Consider the following 14,353-nt stretch of genomic DNA (forward strand, 5'->3'; position numbering starts at 1 on the left):
CCTAGCGCGCCTCTGTCTCGCGTCTTGGGGCGCGCATCGCGAGCAACCCGCTCGCCGCCAGATCGTGAATATCGGTGAACCTGAATTCGTTGACTTCCCAATCCTCGCACCAGAAGACGGTTTCGCACGGAGCGGACCCGGTGCCCGGCTGCGGCACTTCGGCAAGACGCTCAAGCAGCCGCGCTTGAAGCCAGTGCTTTTCCACGCAACCGTCGATGAGATTGACCACCGCATCGAACCACGGATCGCTGAGATCTGGCGGCGGGCCCAGCCGCACAATGGCGAACGGATAACGGCGGCCGACGCGATCCTCGCTCATGCGCCAGACGCCGGCACAGGGCTGGTCGCCGAAAATGCCGCCCTTGACGATGAAGCGCCAGACACGCGAATCCAATTCCCCCTCGTCTGGCCTCTCGCGCAGTTCCATCGACATCCACCGGTCCCAGCGGTCGATGAACGCTCGCGGCAAGTTCGCGGCGACAAAATCTCCGGTCGCCGGAATCTTGCCGAAGAAGCCGGTGCTCATATCTGCGGCGGACATGAGAATTTCTTGAACATTTGCAGGTTGTAGGGATTTTCGACGCTGGCGGCCTTGAGCTCGAAATCGGCGTACATGCCTTTCGTCCCCAGGCGCAGGCTGTAGACATCCGACAGCGAAGTGCCGGTGAATCGGCCGCTGCGCAGCATCCTCAGCCACGCCCAGCTGCCGGTCTCGTTGAGCATGATTTCGGGCGAACCATCGATGGGCTGGAAGGCGAGCGAGATGACCCCGGTGCCGTCCTTGCCGGGCCAGGTCATCGGTTGCGGCCGCGTCGCGTTGTTGAAGTAGACGAGGGTCTGGCCATCGAGATTGAGCGTTACGCGCGTGACGTTCGGAGACAGGTCCTTGGGTTCCAGCGTGAAGCTCATCACCGGTCCTGTACCGCCGGGAAAGAGATCGTCGCGTATCCGCCTGGCCTGCTCGAAAGCCGCCAGCGCCGAAGGGTAGAGGCCGAAATCGGCACGCCATTTCCACGGCTGGCTGGCGGTGTCGACATAGCTGATCAAATGGTCGTTGGTGAACGCGTCGATCAGGCCCGCCGGTCCGAACAGGCGGGCGAAGTCGCGGACATTGACGTCCACCGCGCTTTCGGGACTGAACGGATAGCGGTCGTTGAGCGCCGCCTGGCAGAAGGGCAGGATGTCGGCGCGCCAGATGGCGTTGAGCTCCGAGGTGACCGCCTTTTGCGTCAACCCGCTGGTGTCGCCGGCGACACCGCCGAGCCAGTCGTCGACCGGGTCGGGCAGGATTTGCGCTTGCCTGGCGACCGCCCCCGTCAGTTCGGCGAGGCCGCCTTGCTTCTTGATGGCATCCTGGGGATCGGGATTGGCCGTGACCGTCTGCAAAACGTTGGACAGCGCCGTCAGAGCCACCACCGCGGCGTCGAGTGCTGGCGGCTGGCCGTCGACCTCGGCAATAGCACCTTTGAGCGGCTTGAAGTGTTCGGCCACCAGGTTGCCGGTAAGATCCACCTCGTCAGCTGAGCCCGCGCGTGGAAGCAGCTTTGCCCCCGTTTTGACGATCTTGCCGAGCTTGCCGAGTTTGCCGAGCAGTTTCGAGCCGCCCTTGGCCGCCGCCTTGTCGTCGGCCGGCGCTTCATCGGACCGGGTAAGCTCGGTCTCCTGAACGACCGCCGTGAGCAGGCGTTTCAGCGCTGAATCGGCGCTGGAAAGATCCTTCAGATTCTCACTGGCGATATTGAGGTCGCTCAACGGCGCCAGCCTCATATCGCGCAGGAAGCTGTCCCACTGTGCGATATAGTCGTCGTAGTAGAGCTTCAGGATGTCCTCGGACAGCGCCGACACGGACGTTTCGGAGTTCTCGGAGCAGCCCCCGGCGAAGACCGCCCGATCCAGCGCCGCTTGTGCTGCCACATCCTCGATCCGGTCGAGAACGGCGTCATGGAAGCCTGCATAGGTGAATGCTCCCGAAATGCCGACGCGAAGCGTCTTGCCGGAGCGACGCGCAAAAACTTTGGCGCCGTTGGGACCGGCGAAATTCGCCGGAATCCATTCTTTGAGCCCGGCTACTACCGGATCGGCCAGCAATTGCTTGTAGGCACGCGCCGGCAATGAAATCGTGCATACCGTTTTCAGCGCTTCGGCAACCAGCGCCTGGTCGGGCTCGATATAGCTTTCGTCGACCGTCATCCGGCGGATGGCCGCAAGCTGATGCTCTTCGGCATCGGCGGTTGGAAATGGTGCTGCGGCCGCGAATTCGGGAAGGCTGTTGACCCACCAGTCCTGGGTGTAGTCGGGATCCATCTGCGACAGACCCGTCATCATACGATAGGTCTTGAGAGCGCCGAGCATGAAATCCGGATCGCGGATCTGCCGCCACATGGTGGCCTCGAGAAGGGCCACCATGTGCGGCTCAAGCACGTTGCGCAAGGCGTGATCGTAGGTGTCGGCCTGAGCCCGCACCAGTTCCGCCGAGGCCGATGGCCCCAGCAGATCCTGGACAGCGGCCGGCGGTGCTGTCCGGGCATTTGAGACCGCGTCCATTGCCTCGAGCGCGCCGTCGATGGCAGGCTGCTGCACCGATGCCGGGTTTGCGGCAGCCGAGGTCAACGGCGTCTGCAGCGCTTCGAACTGGCTTGCCTGGGCCGAGATCGCATTGCGGTTGTCGTAGTAGGACCAGGCAAACACCGCACTGGCCAGCAAGCCCGCTGTGGCACAGGCAGCCGCCGCGCCCCGCCAGATCCAGGCGCGGCGGCGTTGCGCCAGCGGGTCGAACGTACCCAGGCCTGCTTCCTTGAAGATGACTTCGGTGAGCAGGTTCTTCAGGAAGAAGCTGCGTTTCTCGACCCTTGGTGCGGGCAGGACCCGCCGTGGCGGAAGACCGAAAGACGACGACAGCGCCGCGGTCAGTCGGTCGATAGGCGCCCCTTCCTGAGTCGCCGATGTCAGGTAGAGGCCGCGCAGCCATGCAGCCTCTTCATACCGGCTTTCGCCGAACATCGCCTCGACCAGCACCTGGATCGGTTCGGACAGGCTTGCGAGTTGGGCAGGAAACCGGAAGATCTCTGCACGGGCGGCGAGTTTTTCCTCATCCTCCAGGCGCGGCACCAGCCGCCGCTCGAGTTCCGTCGCCAGCGTCGAAATTTCGCGTTCGATGGTCTTGGCATCCACGCGCGCATCCAGCGCGAAGGTCGTTCCCCACACCTGCTCGCGCGAGGCGGTGGACAGACCGCCGAAGAAGGCTTCGAAACCCTTGATCAGATCGGCCTTTGTCAGCATCAGATAGACCGGAAGGCGGATTTCGAGCCGGTCGTTGAGCTCGGCCAACCGGCGGCGGATCTTGCGGCCGTGCGCCTTGATGGCTTCGTCGCCCTCCGAAAGCACGTCGATCGAAAGCGCCACGATGACGCCGTTGAGCGCGCGGCGGCCGCGATGCTTCTTCAAAAGGTCGAGGAAGCCCAGCCATTCCGCCGCGTCCACATCGGGCTGGCTCTCCTGCTGCACATAGCGGCCGGCGGTATCGATCAGAACCGCGTTTTCGGAAAAGAACCAGTCGCAGTTGCGGGTGCCGCCGACCCCTTGCAGGTCGTCGGTGAGGTCGATCGGAAAATTCAGTCCGGACTGCCGCAGAGCCGTGGTCTTGCCGGTGGCCGGCGGCCCGACGATCACATACCACGGCATGTCGCGCAGAAACTTGCGGCCGCCCAGCTTGCGGCGCTTCAGTTCGGCCATCACCTCGGTGAACTTGGCACCCACGGCGGCGACGTTCTCTTCGCCGGGGCTCAGCGGCTTTTCCACCGCAGGGGCGGCAATCTCAGCGACGAACAGGCGGTTGGCGCGGATCGCCCGGCGCTGGGCGACGATCAGCCAGATCAGCCAGAAGATGACCAGCAGCGCGATGATGACGATGCGCACATTTTCAGAGACAAACGGTTCGTAGGCACCGACCCTGACGATCGGACCGAACACCCAGATGACCAGGGAAAGCAGCGTGATGCCGATCAGCGTCCACAGCCAGCGCGATGTCAGAACCGCCCAGAGGAAGCGCAGGATGAACATCTCACAGCCTCTTTTCGACAAGCACCTCGGCGCGGCGGTTCAAGGCTCGCCCCTGGCGCGTGTTGTCGCTGGCCACTGGATCGGTGGCCGCGCGGCCCTCGGAATGGACGCGGTCCCGTGGCACTCCGTTCTGGACCAGCATGTCGGCAATCGTCTGGGCGCGAGCCTCGGACAGCCGCTGGTTGGTCGACAGCGGATTGGTCTTTTGCAGAGGAACGCCGTCCGTATGACCGATCACCGTGATGTTTCCGATCAGCTCCTGATTGGCGAGGATCACCTTGGCGATCGAACCGATCAGGGGCTCGAAACCTTCGGTCAGTTGTGGCCGCGACGACTGGAACAGTTCGGGGTTGGAGGCCTGGATGATCAGCTTGGCCAGCGAAACGCTCTCGGTGCCGCTGAGGGCGGAACTGAGGTCGGCCGGCGCTCCGGCCTGAAATTCCGGCAACAGCGCAAAATCCACCTTCTCCGGCGGCGGGGCATCGACCTTGGGCGACGTACGGCTGATGTCGCCGCGTGCAGGCGGCGGCAACGTGCGCACAAGTGCGGAAAGCTCGACCGCCTGGCTGCTCAGTCCCATCGAGAGTCCGATATGGATGGCAGTGGCAACAACCGCCGCACCGAGCGCCATAACCCAGATCGGAACGATGAAGCGCTGCGGTTCGTCGGATGCGATCACGCCCTGCCAGTTTGGTGACAGTGGCGCGCCTTCAGCGTCGGCATCGCGCAGGAAGCGTGCCGCCGCCACTCGTACGGCATTGAGTGATCGGTCGCCTGACCGCCCAGGCACGCGATATTTGCCGCGGAAGCCGAGCGCCATGCAGTCATATTGCAGTTCCAGCAATTCGCGATCACGGTTGGGATGGCGTTCCAGTTCGTCGAGACGCGTGAAGAACTGCGTGCCGGCATCGACGTCGCCGTGCAGCATGACCACGAGCGGCTGCCGCGGCCAGGCGCTGGCCCCGCCCCATGGCGTATTCAAAGCCAGATCGTCGAGCAACGCCGCCACGCTCCAGGCTGCCTGGTCGGCCCTCTCCATCGAGGATCCCGTCGACATTGCCATGTCGCGTGCCCGAACCAGTTCTTCGAGCAATCGGGTGCGCAACGTTTCCGGATTCTCCGGCGGCAGCGCGCTTTCAAGCTCGGGAGCGAACTCGAGCAAGGGCGCGAATGCGTTGACAAGCGCGTTCGGGTGGGTGCGAGACCGCTTTACCACTGCGCCCGGCAAGAGCGGCGCCATCGGTCGTGGCGTTGGCGCGCCGGTCAGTCGTATGCGGGTGCGTTCGCGATCATCCGACAGTCCGAACGGATCATCGCGGCTCATGATCTCACCTGTTCACCGAATAGCAGTCCACCTGCGGCTCGCTTGGCAACACGCCCGAAACGCCGATGACAAAGCCGGGAGCATCGAGCAGCGAGGCCCAATGCTCGCTTTTCTGGTCCAGCTCGAGGCACAGCCGATCGCCATCGTAGGGGATCTCGCGCGGCTGGGAATGAAGCGGTTTCAGCGGAATGCCGGGCAAACGCGATTTCCACAGGCCCTCGAACTGGTCGGCCGAGCCGACAGTCGCCTGATTGACGAAGATCTTGCGCAGCGCGTCCTCCGACAGCTCCGAGCCGACCCGGATGACGATCCGGCTGGCCACCAGCAGCTTGGGGTTGTCGATGCGGATTTTCCAGACATTGGTCGAATGCCGCATGACAGGCAGCGCACGCGATTTAGGCTCGATGTAACGCAGGCTGAGGATGAGCGAGCGCAGCGCATCCGCCAGCGCCGAATAGGCGGGGCCTGGCGCCATGTGATCGTAAGCGGGTAATTCGCCCAGGCGCCGCGCGCTCGATCCGTAGGTCGCCATCGAACCAGCGAGCCCGGCAAGTTCCAGGTAAAGCTCGGCCGGATGGAAGACATCCTGCGCCAGCATGTGGGCGAGCCGCGGACGCGCCGCATTGGCGAGATTGAGCATCAGCAGATCTTCGACGCTGCGCCCAGGCCCGCCCATGACCATCTTGCCATGCGCCTCGGCGATCTGCTCGAGGCCTGTGACAACTTCCAGAAGCAATTGCCGATACCAGGCCACCGCGCCGGTAATCAGTGTCGGCGGCAGGAAGGTCTCGTCCAGAGAGACGCCACCATCGGCTCGAACCCCCTTGAGGTCGGCTATCGGCAAGGCTGTGTAGCCACCGACCGACTTGCCGGGTGCAAGCAGCAGCGCCTGCGGACGGGCGATCTCGATTTCTTCAGGATCTGAACCGCCCTGGACGGCGTCACGCACCGAAACAACCCGCCCGTGATAGCGTGCTCCCGAGGCGGCTGCGTGTGCCGGATCGAAGCCGACACCTCCCGGAGGCTCCAGAGGCAAGGCCACCAGCACCGGCCCGGCGCTCGTGTCCGGGGTGACCGGCAATGGTCGCGGCGCGTCCATCATGTCTGGAATGGAGAAAGGTGTTCCGTCCGGAAAGATGCCCCGTGCGGACAGGATCGAGATTTGGCCGGCCTCCAGCAATGCCTGATCCAGCGTCAGCTGCTGGAAGCCGAACGTATGCAACTGCCCGGCCTGCAACGCGCCGCGCACCGTCGCCTCGAAAAAGCGATCCTGCTGCTGGAAATGCTGGGTCCGGAGAAACAGACCTTCGGACCACAGCACCCTGTTTGCATCGCTCATGCCGCTACTCTCTGCATCGAGCTCCCCTTGCCCTGGCCGTTAGGCGGAAATGCCGCCGCTGCCAAGCGAGACGTTGACCGTAAATTGTGATCCCGCCGACACTGACTTGGTCGTCCGCCAGTTCCGGCCGCCGGGCTCGCGGATCAGTGCAACGAAGCCCAGCGCCGTCGCGTCCGGCTCGACCGTGATGGTCTTGGACGCGGTCTTTCCCGGCCCGACGGCTATCTGGTCGGATCCGATGAGGTCGCCTGCGAGTGCCGAACCGGCATCCCCCTGCAAGGCAAAGTAGTCGGCGGAATTGAATTTGCCGGTGCTGCGCAGCCGCATGACGAGGACCGTCACCGGCCGGTCGCCGCCGCCCGGTCCCGGGTTCATACCGGCCCCGCCGGTCAGTTTGACGGTGATCACCGATGGTTTCGGCGGCCCGCTCTGGCAAGCCGTAAGCAGCCCGGTTGCGCCCAAGGCGACAATGAATTCGCGTCGATCGATCATGTCTCACTCCTCCTCATATGCATCCCGAAAATCAGCGCCGATTTCGCCCAGAAAGCTTTTTTCCGCGCTCTCGGCGATTTCACGGTGGCGTTTCTGGTAAAGCTCCCACAGCTTGGCGCTACGCCCGCCCGAAAGCAGCGTGCCGATCGCGGAATTCGATTTCAGCTCTTCCTCGATCGCTGTCGGGTCAAAACGGTCAATCATCCGCCGCAAGGCGCCCTGTACGCCGCGCCAGGCGCGCACGTGATGTTGGGCGAGGTCGCGAACCGCGTCGGCGATTGCCGCTTCGCCGGCGAGAAATCCGGGGCTGCGCTCGGCGAGAAGCGTGACGATGGCGTCGTCGACCGTCGGCAGAAACTTGAGCGGATTGACTTCGGAAGCCCCAACCATGGTCTGGGCGACCCGAGCGTTTCCCTTTTCCTCGGCCCGTTTGCGCAGAAGCTGCATCAGGCCTTCCATCATCAACCGATATTCGCGGCCAAACTTCTCCATTTCCGCAATGCTGTCGCGCTCGGGGAAATCGGCTTCCTCGACACCCATGCCATGCAGGAATGCGGAGCGGAGCGCCATGTCCCCCAGTTGCGGCGCTGCCGGCAGGCGGGCGGGTTTGGCAGCAGCACCTGCCCGCGCCGGAGGCGGGACGTCAGCCGCTTGCGCGGGCAAATCCCAGGGATTGGCGGATTGTGGTCGTTGGGCGATGCGCTCGCGCTGTCCGGCCGAGCCGGTGCCGTTTGCCGAACCGGGCGCCGCGGCCGATCCGAAACCAAAATCATCCTTGAAATCGGACGGCTTTCCATGAGCGGGTTCGGCTCCCCGGCTGGGAGACGGCACGGGGTCGGGGCCGAAGGGGTCCGCCTGGTTCGCCGCGCCGCCCGGTTCGCGGTAAGAGGCGGCATTTTTCGACACAGGCGTTGAAACCGGATCGAGGCTGAACGGGTCATCGAAACCAGGCGAACTGCGCTGGCCGGAGGTGGCACGCTCGAACGCGCTTGGAACCGGCCGTTCGAACGGGTCCGGCAAATCCGCCGGACGTGGCCGTCGCGGCTCTTCTTCGACCGTGGCGGAAAAGAAGTCGTCGTGGCCGATGCTCACCGGCGCCCGGGATGCCGGCGGCAGGCGTTCCGGAGCCGGCTGGCCGGCTGTGGGTGCTTGGGCGGTTGGCGTCTGCAGATCGACATAGACGACGTAGTCGCCCAGTCTTAGCCGCATACCGCTTTGAAGACGCGTCGACTTGCCGGCGCCGAGCGGGCTGTCAGAATCGTTTATGAACAATCCGCTGCTTGACGTGTCGGTGACGAAATATCCATCTCGCCCACCCGAGATCCTGCAATGAGCTCGCGAAACGAACATGTCGGGATCGTCGATCTGCCAGCCTGCGTCCGCGCTGCGGCCGATCACCAGCTCGCCTTCGTCCAGCCGGGTGTGCCGTACGGCCTGGGTGCGTGGCCCTTGCTCCAGCGTCAGCAGCAGGCTCATGCCGCGACCCCCGCCATTTCCGGCTGCCATCCGACGATTGTGCGCAGCCGCAGATCGTCAGCATCGCCCCTTTCAACAGGCCGCGCAAGCCAGGCAGTTCGGCCGAGCTGTACCGCTCCGAGACGGGGCGGCGGCACGGCTTCCCGCGCAAGCACGATGCGCAGATCGACGTCGAGCGATTCCCCGACCATGTCGCGAACGGCTTGCTTGAACAGTTTGAACCGCTGGCCACCGGGCAGGAACGCCTTGAAGTCCTCGTACCCCAGCGGGCCGACACGGAGCTCGATTCGGCTTTGGCGGTTGAAAACGCGCGGGCCGATCGTCGCTCCTCGGCCAAGCCCTGCATAGGCTTTTGCAAGACGGGTCTGGAGCCCGGTTGGGATGGTTATCCAGGCGGCGATGAACTCCTTAATCTGAACCGGCACCTTGAACGCTTCCGCTAGGAACAGCGTCAGCCGTTCCGGGCCGTCGACCTGGCTGGCGAGCGAAGCCGCCTGGCGAAGCTTCACCGTATCGAGATCGGTGTTCTGGGTGCCCGGAAGTCCTATTCCCGCCATGGCTTCGAGCATGGCGCGAACGCGCCCGCCGACCGCGCGTTCGACCTGTACGGCCGGATGCGCATCCGCCCATGCCCGATAATACAGGGCGATCATGCGGTGCTGAAGAATGTTGACGAAGTCCACGAATGTCGTGTCGCTGGTTTGCTGGGCATCGGCGCCGGTGAACCAGCGCTGCGACAGACGATCGAGCACCCAGCGTGTCAGATGCAGCGGCAGCGGACCTTCGGGTCCCATCAGGCCGAGATTTGCGACGGTGACCCTGGCCGGAGCCTTGTCCTTCGCGTCGTGGAATTCAACCACGTCCCTGGCCGAAAAGCTAAGACGCACATGCTGTCCGAGCCTTGCAGGCTCGCGCTCTGGCGAGCCGGAATAGCCGAACAGCCCGCCCCTCCGTTCGAGTCGGCGCAACAGTTCGAAGAAGTCGAAGGTCCCGGACAGCGCCTCGGCATGGTTCGGGTCGACTGTGTCTAGATCAGGTAGCGATTGCCGGGCGTCATCGGCCATGGCACATCCTCCTGCTTCTGCAGCAGCCGCGTACGGGTTCGCACGAAGCCGTTTATTCCGGCGTGCCGGGCAAACAGCCGTGCCAGCAGGGCCGAAAGCAGCAATGTGCTTTGCCCTGCCAGGACCGACTGGTCGACATGCAATGTTACTTCCGTGCCACGTCCAAAGCACATCGGGCCGTCGATCTGCAGCCGTTCGATGACCGACCGCGAGTCGATGCGAACGATCGAATGCACGTTGCGGGCAAGGCTCGGATCTCCCCGGTCGGCGTAAAGATCAAGCAGCGCATGCAGCGGATCGACGCCGCGGCCTTCCTTGGCAAGGCTGAGAAAATTGAGCGCCAGTTGCGCCACCAGCCGCCAGGCGAGATTGTCGTCGCGCGATTCGCCCGCCGCGCCCGAAGGCAGCGCCGCGGGGATGGCCGGGCGAGGCGGACGCAACGCGCCGAGAAGCAGCACCGTTTCGACCGGGTCGCCGGCCTCCAGCGTCAAAGTGGGATTGTCATCGAGGATCGGCAGATCGCGGTTGGTGCAAAGCGCCACGATGTCGACACGCCTCAGCGACCGGTTCGCCTGGCTTTCCACCGGGCGTGAAATTGCCAGGAAAACATCGTCCCCTGCGTAGGAGGTGCGGGTCAGCCCGTCGCGCCGCTCGTCTTCCGTCGCGCGACGGGGACGCCGCTCGGTCGAGTAGACCCAGCCACTGCCACGATTCTGACCCAGGCTGAAGAGCTCCGGAATTTCGGCATCGCTGCCCCCGGTGTCGGCGTCCTCCACGCGGATGACCCGATAGATTTCGAAGTCACGCGCCCGCGTTCGGTCGGCATGCAGCACCTGGCGCGTCCTGCGCGGATCAAGCTCGATGACGTTGCACTCACGCTCGAAGAGATTGATGATCGGCGTTGCGAAAAGTTCGAAATCGGCCGGGGTCAAGTCGGCAAGCTCGGGCACTGGACGCCTGAACATGAAGATGATCTCGAGCCCGGCGGCGCATCGGCGCACGACGGGCTGCAGTCCGGAAACCCGCGCATAGTGAAAGCGCTCGGGCATCATGAAATATTCGCGCAGCAGACGGTACCCCTCGAATGTCGGACGGGTCCGAGGCATCAGGGCTTCGTCGTCGCTGATGCCGATCATTTCGGGTTCCGGCAAGGGCGATGCGAGGTTGGTCTTGCCTTCCGCGCGTGCGCCAACGGCCGAACAAGCGCCGAAAATCGCGTCGAAAATTAACGGTGCCTTGGTGCGCCCGGAAAAATAGAGATCAAGCTTGTCGAGCGACAATTCGTCGAGCCTGCCTTTTCCGGTTCGGGCCAGCACGATGCGGAGCGCCGCCTCGCCGGCCACACCGCCGATCGGCCCTATGCCGGCCGCCGCCAGCGCGCTGCGATCTTGAAAATAGCTTACCGAAGTCACCGCTATCGGCCACAGCGTGACGTCCTGGGCGGTGGTGAAGGTGCAGCGCGTCGAAAGGCCGGGCTGCAGGCCGGAGACCAGCCGGGTGTTGCGCTTGACGACATGGCCGGCAACCATCGTCTGGACCTGCTGGCCGGGTTTCAGCACCACCATAGCCGTTGCCGGCGCCGGCGTGACCAGATCGGGATAGAGGACATCCAGCACGCTGCGTGAAAACCGCGAGCGCTCGGCATCGACTTTCAGCCGGGTGCGCGCCGCGAGAAAAGCGACGCCGTCAAGCAACCGCTCGACATACGGATCCGGACACGGCACCGTGTCGAGCGAGAGATTGCGCGCCACCGCCGGATGCAGGTCGGCAAATTCCGCCGCCAGCGCACGGATATGGGTCAGTTCCTCCTCGTAATATTCTACGAAGACCCGATCCATCTCAGGCCTCCCTAAATTCGGTCCGCGCCAAGCCGTTGTCGAGATTGATCGTGGTGCGCAGGCGCATGCGTTCCGGCGTCGGCGTCATGATCAGCACCGCGTCAATCTCGATCTTCAAACCCACGCTCTTGTCGCCAAGCGTCACCGTGACCTTCGTCGTACTTTCCTTGAGGCGTGGCTCGAAGGTAGCAAGCACCGAGCGGATCTCGCGGGCGAGCGCCTCGCGATCAAAATCGCGGGAGGAACGGCCCGAAAAGGAGGGCACGCCGTAGTTGATCACGCTTCGGCGCACCTCCGGGAAATCGGCGAGCGACGGCGGGTTGTCCGCTGCCTGCTCGCTTTCGAGATCGGAAAGAAGCGGAACAGCCTCGAAACGTTCGGTGTTGAACAGGGCCTCGATATCGCGCCGCACGGCCTCCCGGAGCACGCGGGCCGACACGACCACGCCGCGGCTTTCCATCTCCACGCGATGCTGGATCTGAAAGGCCAGGCGGTGCAGGCGCCGCTTCTGATCGGCCGTCAGCTCCGCATCGGCATCGATGAGCCGCGCGCTGCCCGCAACCAGACCCTCCAGCTGGTCCGCGCCGAGTTCGTCCTGCAAGGCCTGGCGCAGCCCGTCTATCTCGGAGGTCATGCCCGGCAGGTCGTTTACGAGGCGGTCCCAGAGAGAGGGCTGGACCGCTTCGCGTTTTGCTCGCGAACCAGCGGTAACCTGCAGCTTGTCCGCGTCGGGCCGCCGGCCCTCACTTGCCGACATAGACATCCATTTCGATTTCGTCATTGCCGTCATAGACGAACTTGATCTTCTTGTAGGCGAAGCTGACCTCTTCCTCGATCAGGTCTTCCTCATCCTCCGCCTGCGACAGGTCGTATTCCATGATCGAGGCGTCGGTGAGGGTGACGACCAGGTAATCATTCGTCTCGCCATCGATGGTCCGGCGAGCCGAGAACACCACTTCGTCCAGCGCCTTGTTCTCGAACAGTGCCTTCTTCAGATAGGGCGAGGACTTGTCGTAGTGCTTGGTGAACTTGATCATTCCCAAGGAGACACGGCCGCGGCGCGAGAGCGAATTCGGATCGTATGGCGCGACTATCTTGTAATCGACCCCATGGATTTCGATTTCGTCCTCGTGGCCATCACGAACGCTTGGGCCTTTGATATCCGGAACTTTTAGAAAGCCATCAATCTTCGTACCTGTGGGCATTGTCTTTCTCCACCGCTTTCAAAAAACCAAGATGGTGTTGCTGCAATTCAAGTCTTCACGGACGGTAGTTCCGAGACCAGTCGGAGCGAGGCATTGATGCCCTCGAGCTGGTAATGCGGACGCAAATAGAAGCGGGCGTTGTAATAGCCCGGCCGCCCCTCAACGCTGTCAACCTGAACCTCGGCCGCGGCAAGCGGGCGCTTGGCGCGCGCCTTGTCGTCGGCGAAGGCCGGGTTGGCCAGCACATATCGGTTGATCCATTCGGTCAGCCAGATCTGCATGTCGGAGCGCTCTTTGAACGAGCCGACCTTGTCGCGCGCAATGGCCTTGAGGTAATGCGCAAAGCGCGAGACCGGGAAGAGATAGGGCAGGTTGGCACTCAGCCGCTCATTGGACTGCGCGTCGGGGTCGACCAGCCGCCCCGCCCGCGTCTCGTCGTCCTGCAGTGAGTGTGCGCCGATGAAGGCCGCGAGATCGGTGTTCTTTCGATGCAGGATCGGCATCAGGCCCAGCTTGGCCAGTTCCGCTTCGCGCCGGTCGTCGATGGCGACTTCGGTCGGACATTTCATCGCGATCGACCCGTCATCGGTCGGGAAGCTGTGCACCGGCAGGTTAAGCACCGTGCCGCCATTCTCGACGCCGCGGATCTGCGTGCCCCAGCCATAGAGCTTGTGGCTGCGGTTTATGTTCACGCCCATAGGGAAGGCGGCGTTCATCCAGACATATTTGTTGTGATCGCCCTGCACCTCTTCCTCGAAGGTGAAGCCCTTCACCGGAACGGTATCCGTGCCGTATGGCAGCCGCGCCAGAACACGCGGCATGGTCAGGCCGATATAGCGAGCGTCCTCGCTCTCGCGCAGCGACTGCCACGAGGCATAGGCCGGGTTGGAGACGATCTGCTGGAGATCTTGCGGGTTCGGCAATTCCTGCCAGCTGTCCATGCGGAACAGGCGCGGCGAGGCGGCTGCGATAAACGGCGTGTGTGCTGAAGCACAGATGCCGGAGATGTTACGCAACAAACCGACGTCGCGCGGATGGTTCGAGAATTCGTAGGCGCCAATCACACAGCCGATCGGCTCGCCGCCAAGCATCGAATACTCGTCCGTATAGACTTTCTTGAAGATCGGGCTCTGATCCCACATCTGGCCTTCATAGTCTTCGAGCGTGTCGGCCAGTTGCTCCTTGGAGATGTTCATCACCCGGATCTTCAGCTTCTGATCCGTCTCGGTGTTGTTGATGAGATACCAGAGGCCGCGCCATGTGCCTTCCATCTCACGCACCTCGGGCGCGTGCAGGATCTCGTTGACCTGTGTCGTCAGCATCTTGTCGATGCCCGCGATCAGCGACTTGATCGACTTGATCGCATTGGAGGAGATGGTGGTGGTCTCGGAACGGGACTGCGCCGCGAGTGCGAGATTGCGCACGAGTTGCTGCAGTTTCTCGCTGTCGTCCTTCTTGACCTTGAAATCCTTCTCGAGAAGCCCGCTGAATTCTCCAAGATCTATGGCTTCCGCCTCGGCGGCGACGGCGGCGGTCTTTTGCTGTTCGGCCATGAT

At 63.4% G+C, this 14,353-nt stretch carries 11 protein-coding genes; all 11 read right to left on the reverse strand.

All coding sequences use genetic code 11. The features are described 5' to 3' along the window. Position 1: 1 nt before the first annotated feature. From tagF to tssC, 11 genes are read right to left on the reverse strand one after another with little or no spacing between them, the layout of a single operon-like run. The gene (tagF, locus tag EOB59_RS01265) at positions 2–541 is read right to left on the reverse strand and encodes a type VI secretion system-associated protein TagF (RefSeq protein WP_128287445.1); all 540 of its coding nucleotides are present in this window, start codon (positions 539–541) and stop codon (positions 2–4) included. After that, positions 523–4,059, reverse strand: a complete 3,537-nt coding sequence (gene tssM / locus EOB59_RS01270) for a type VI secretion system membrane subunit TssM (protein ID WP_128287446.1) — start codon at positions 4,057–4,059, stop codon at positions 523–525. The genes tagF and tssM overlap by 19 nt, the downstream gene beginning before the upstream one ends. A gap of 1 nt (position 4,060) precedes the next feature. Next, positions 4,061–5,383, reverse strand: a complete 1,323-nt coding sequence (gene icmH / locus EOB59_RS01275) for a type IVB secretion system protein IcmH/DotU (protein ID WP_128287447.1) — start codon at positions 5,381–5,383, stop codon at positions 4,061–4,063. A 4-nt stretch (positions 5,384–5,387) separates the two neighbouring features. After that, a complete protein-coding gene (gene tssK, locus EOB59_RS01280; protein WP_023809148.1) occupies positions 5,388–6,722 on the reverse strand; it encodes a type VI secretion system baseplate subunit TssK in 1,335 nt (444 codons plus the stop codon). Between the two features lie 39 nt (positions 6,723–6,761). Further along, positions 6,762–7,214, reverse strand: coding sequence for a type VI secretion system lipoprotein TssJ (gene tssJ / locus EOB59_RS01285; RefSeq protein ID WP_023809147.1), 453 nt, complete (start codon positions 7,212–7,214; stop codon positions 6,762–6,764). 3 nt (positions 7,215–7,217) lie between these two features. Beyond that, a complete protein-coding gene (gene tagH / locus EOB59_RS01290) occupies positions 7,218–8,690 on the reverse strand; it encodes a type VI secretion system-associated FHA domain protein TagH (protein ID WP_128287448.1) in 1,473 nt (490 codons plus the stop codon). Further along, positions 8,687–9,754 (reverse strand): type VI secretion system baseplate subunit TssG, encoded by a 1,068-nt coding sequence (gene tssG / locus EOB59_RS01295; protein WP_127380217.1) that lies wholly within the window; start codon positions 9,752–9,754, stop codon positions 8,687–8,689. Before tssG ends, tagH begins: the two co-directional genes overlap by 4 nt. Further along, the gene (gene tssF, locus EOB59_RS01300; RefSeq protein WP_128287449.1) at positions 9,718–11,592 is read right to left on the reverse strand and encodes a type VI secretion system baseplate subunit TssF; all 1,875 of its coding nucleotides are present in this window, start codon (positions 11,590–11,592) and stop codon (positions 9,718–9,720) included. The genes tssG and tssF overlap by 37 nt, the downstream gene beginning before the upstream one ends. A 1-nt stretch (position 11,593) precedes the next feature. Further along, a complete protein-coding gene (gene tssE / locus EOB59_RS01305; protein WP_128287450.1) occupies positions 11,594–12,349 on the reverse strand; it encodes a type VI secretion system baseplate subunit TssE in 756 nt (251 codons plus the stop codon). Next, positions 12,336–12,797, reverse strand: a complete 462-nt coding sequence (tssD, locus tag EOB59_RS01310) for a type VI secretion system tube protein TssD (protein WP_027035516.1) — start codon at positions 12,795–12,797, stop codon at positions 12,336–12,338. Before tssD ends, tssE begins: the two co-directional genes overlap by 14 nt. Positions 12,798–12,844: 47 nt before the next feature. Next, positions 12,845–14,350: a type VI secretion system contractile sheath large subunit gene (tssC, locus tag EOB59_RS01315; RefSeq protein WP_023809141.1), complete on the reverse strand. Its 1,506-nt coding sequence runs from the start codon at positions 14,348–14,350 to the stop codon at positions 12,845–12,847. Between the last annotated feature and the right edge of the window lie 3 nt (positions 14,351–14,353).

This window comes from Mesorhizobium sp. M7A.F.Ca.MR.176.00.0.0 (genome assembly GCF_004023165.1).
In the GTDB taxonomy this organism is placed as follows: Bacteria; Pseudomonadota; Alphaproteobacteria; order Rhizobiales; family Rhizobiaceae; genus Mesorhizobium.

Bases quoted from the DNA above. Each gene is read 5' to 3' on its own strand.
- icmH (WP_128287447.1), bottom strand. From the start codon at position 5,383: ATGAGCCGCGATGATCCGTTCGGACTGTCGGATGATCGCGAACGCACC.
- tssD (WP_027035516.1), bottom strand. From the start codon at position 12,797: ATGCCCACAGGTACGAAGATTGATGGCTTTCTAAAAGTTCCGGATATC.
- tssM (WP_128287446.1), bottom strand. From the start codon at position 4,059: ATGTTCATCCTGCGCTTCCTCTGGGCGGTTCTGACATCGCGCTGGCTG.
- tssJ (WP_023809147.1), bottom strand. From the start codon at position 7,214: ATGATCGATCGACGCGAATTCATTGTCGCCTTGGGCGCAACCGGGCTG.
- tssC (WP_023809141.1), bottom strand. From the start codon at position 14,350: ATGGCCGAACAGCAAAAGACCGCCGCCGTCGCCGCCGAGGCGGAAGCC.
- tssE (WP_128287450.1), bottom strand. From the start codon at position 12,349: ATGTCGGCAAGTGAGGGCCGGCGGCCCGACGCGGACAAGCTGCAGGTT.
- tssF (WP_128287449.1), bottom strand. From the start codon at position 11,592: ATGGATCGGGTCTTCGTAGAATATTACGAGGAGGAACTGACCCATATC.
- tssG (WP_127380217.1), bottom strand. From the start codon at position 9,754: ATGGCCGATGACGCCCGGCAATCGCTACCTGATCTAGACACAGTCGAC.
- tssK (WP_023809148.1), bottom strand. From the start codon at position 6,722: ATGAGCGATGCAAACAGGGTGCTGTGGTCCGAAGGTCTGTTTCTCCGG.
- tagF (WP_128287445.1), bottom strand. From the start codon at position 541: ATGTCCGCCGCAGATATGAGCACCGGCTTCTTCGGCAAGATTCCGGCG.
- tagH (WP_128287448.1), bottom strand. From the start codon at position 8,690: ATGAGCCTGCTGCTGACGCTGGAGCAAGGGCCACGCACCCAGGCCGTA.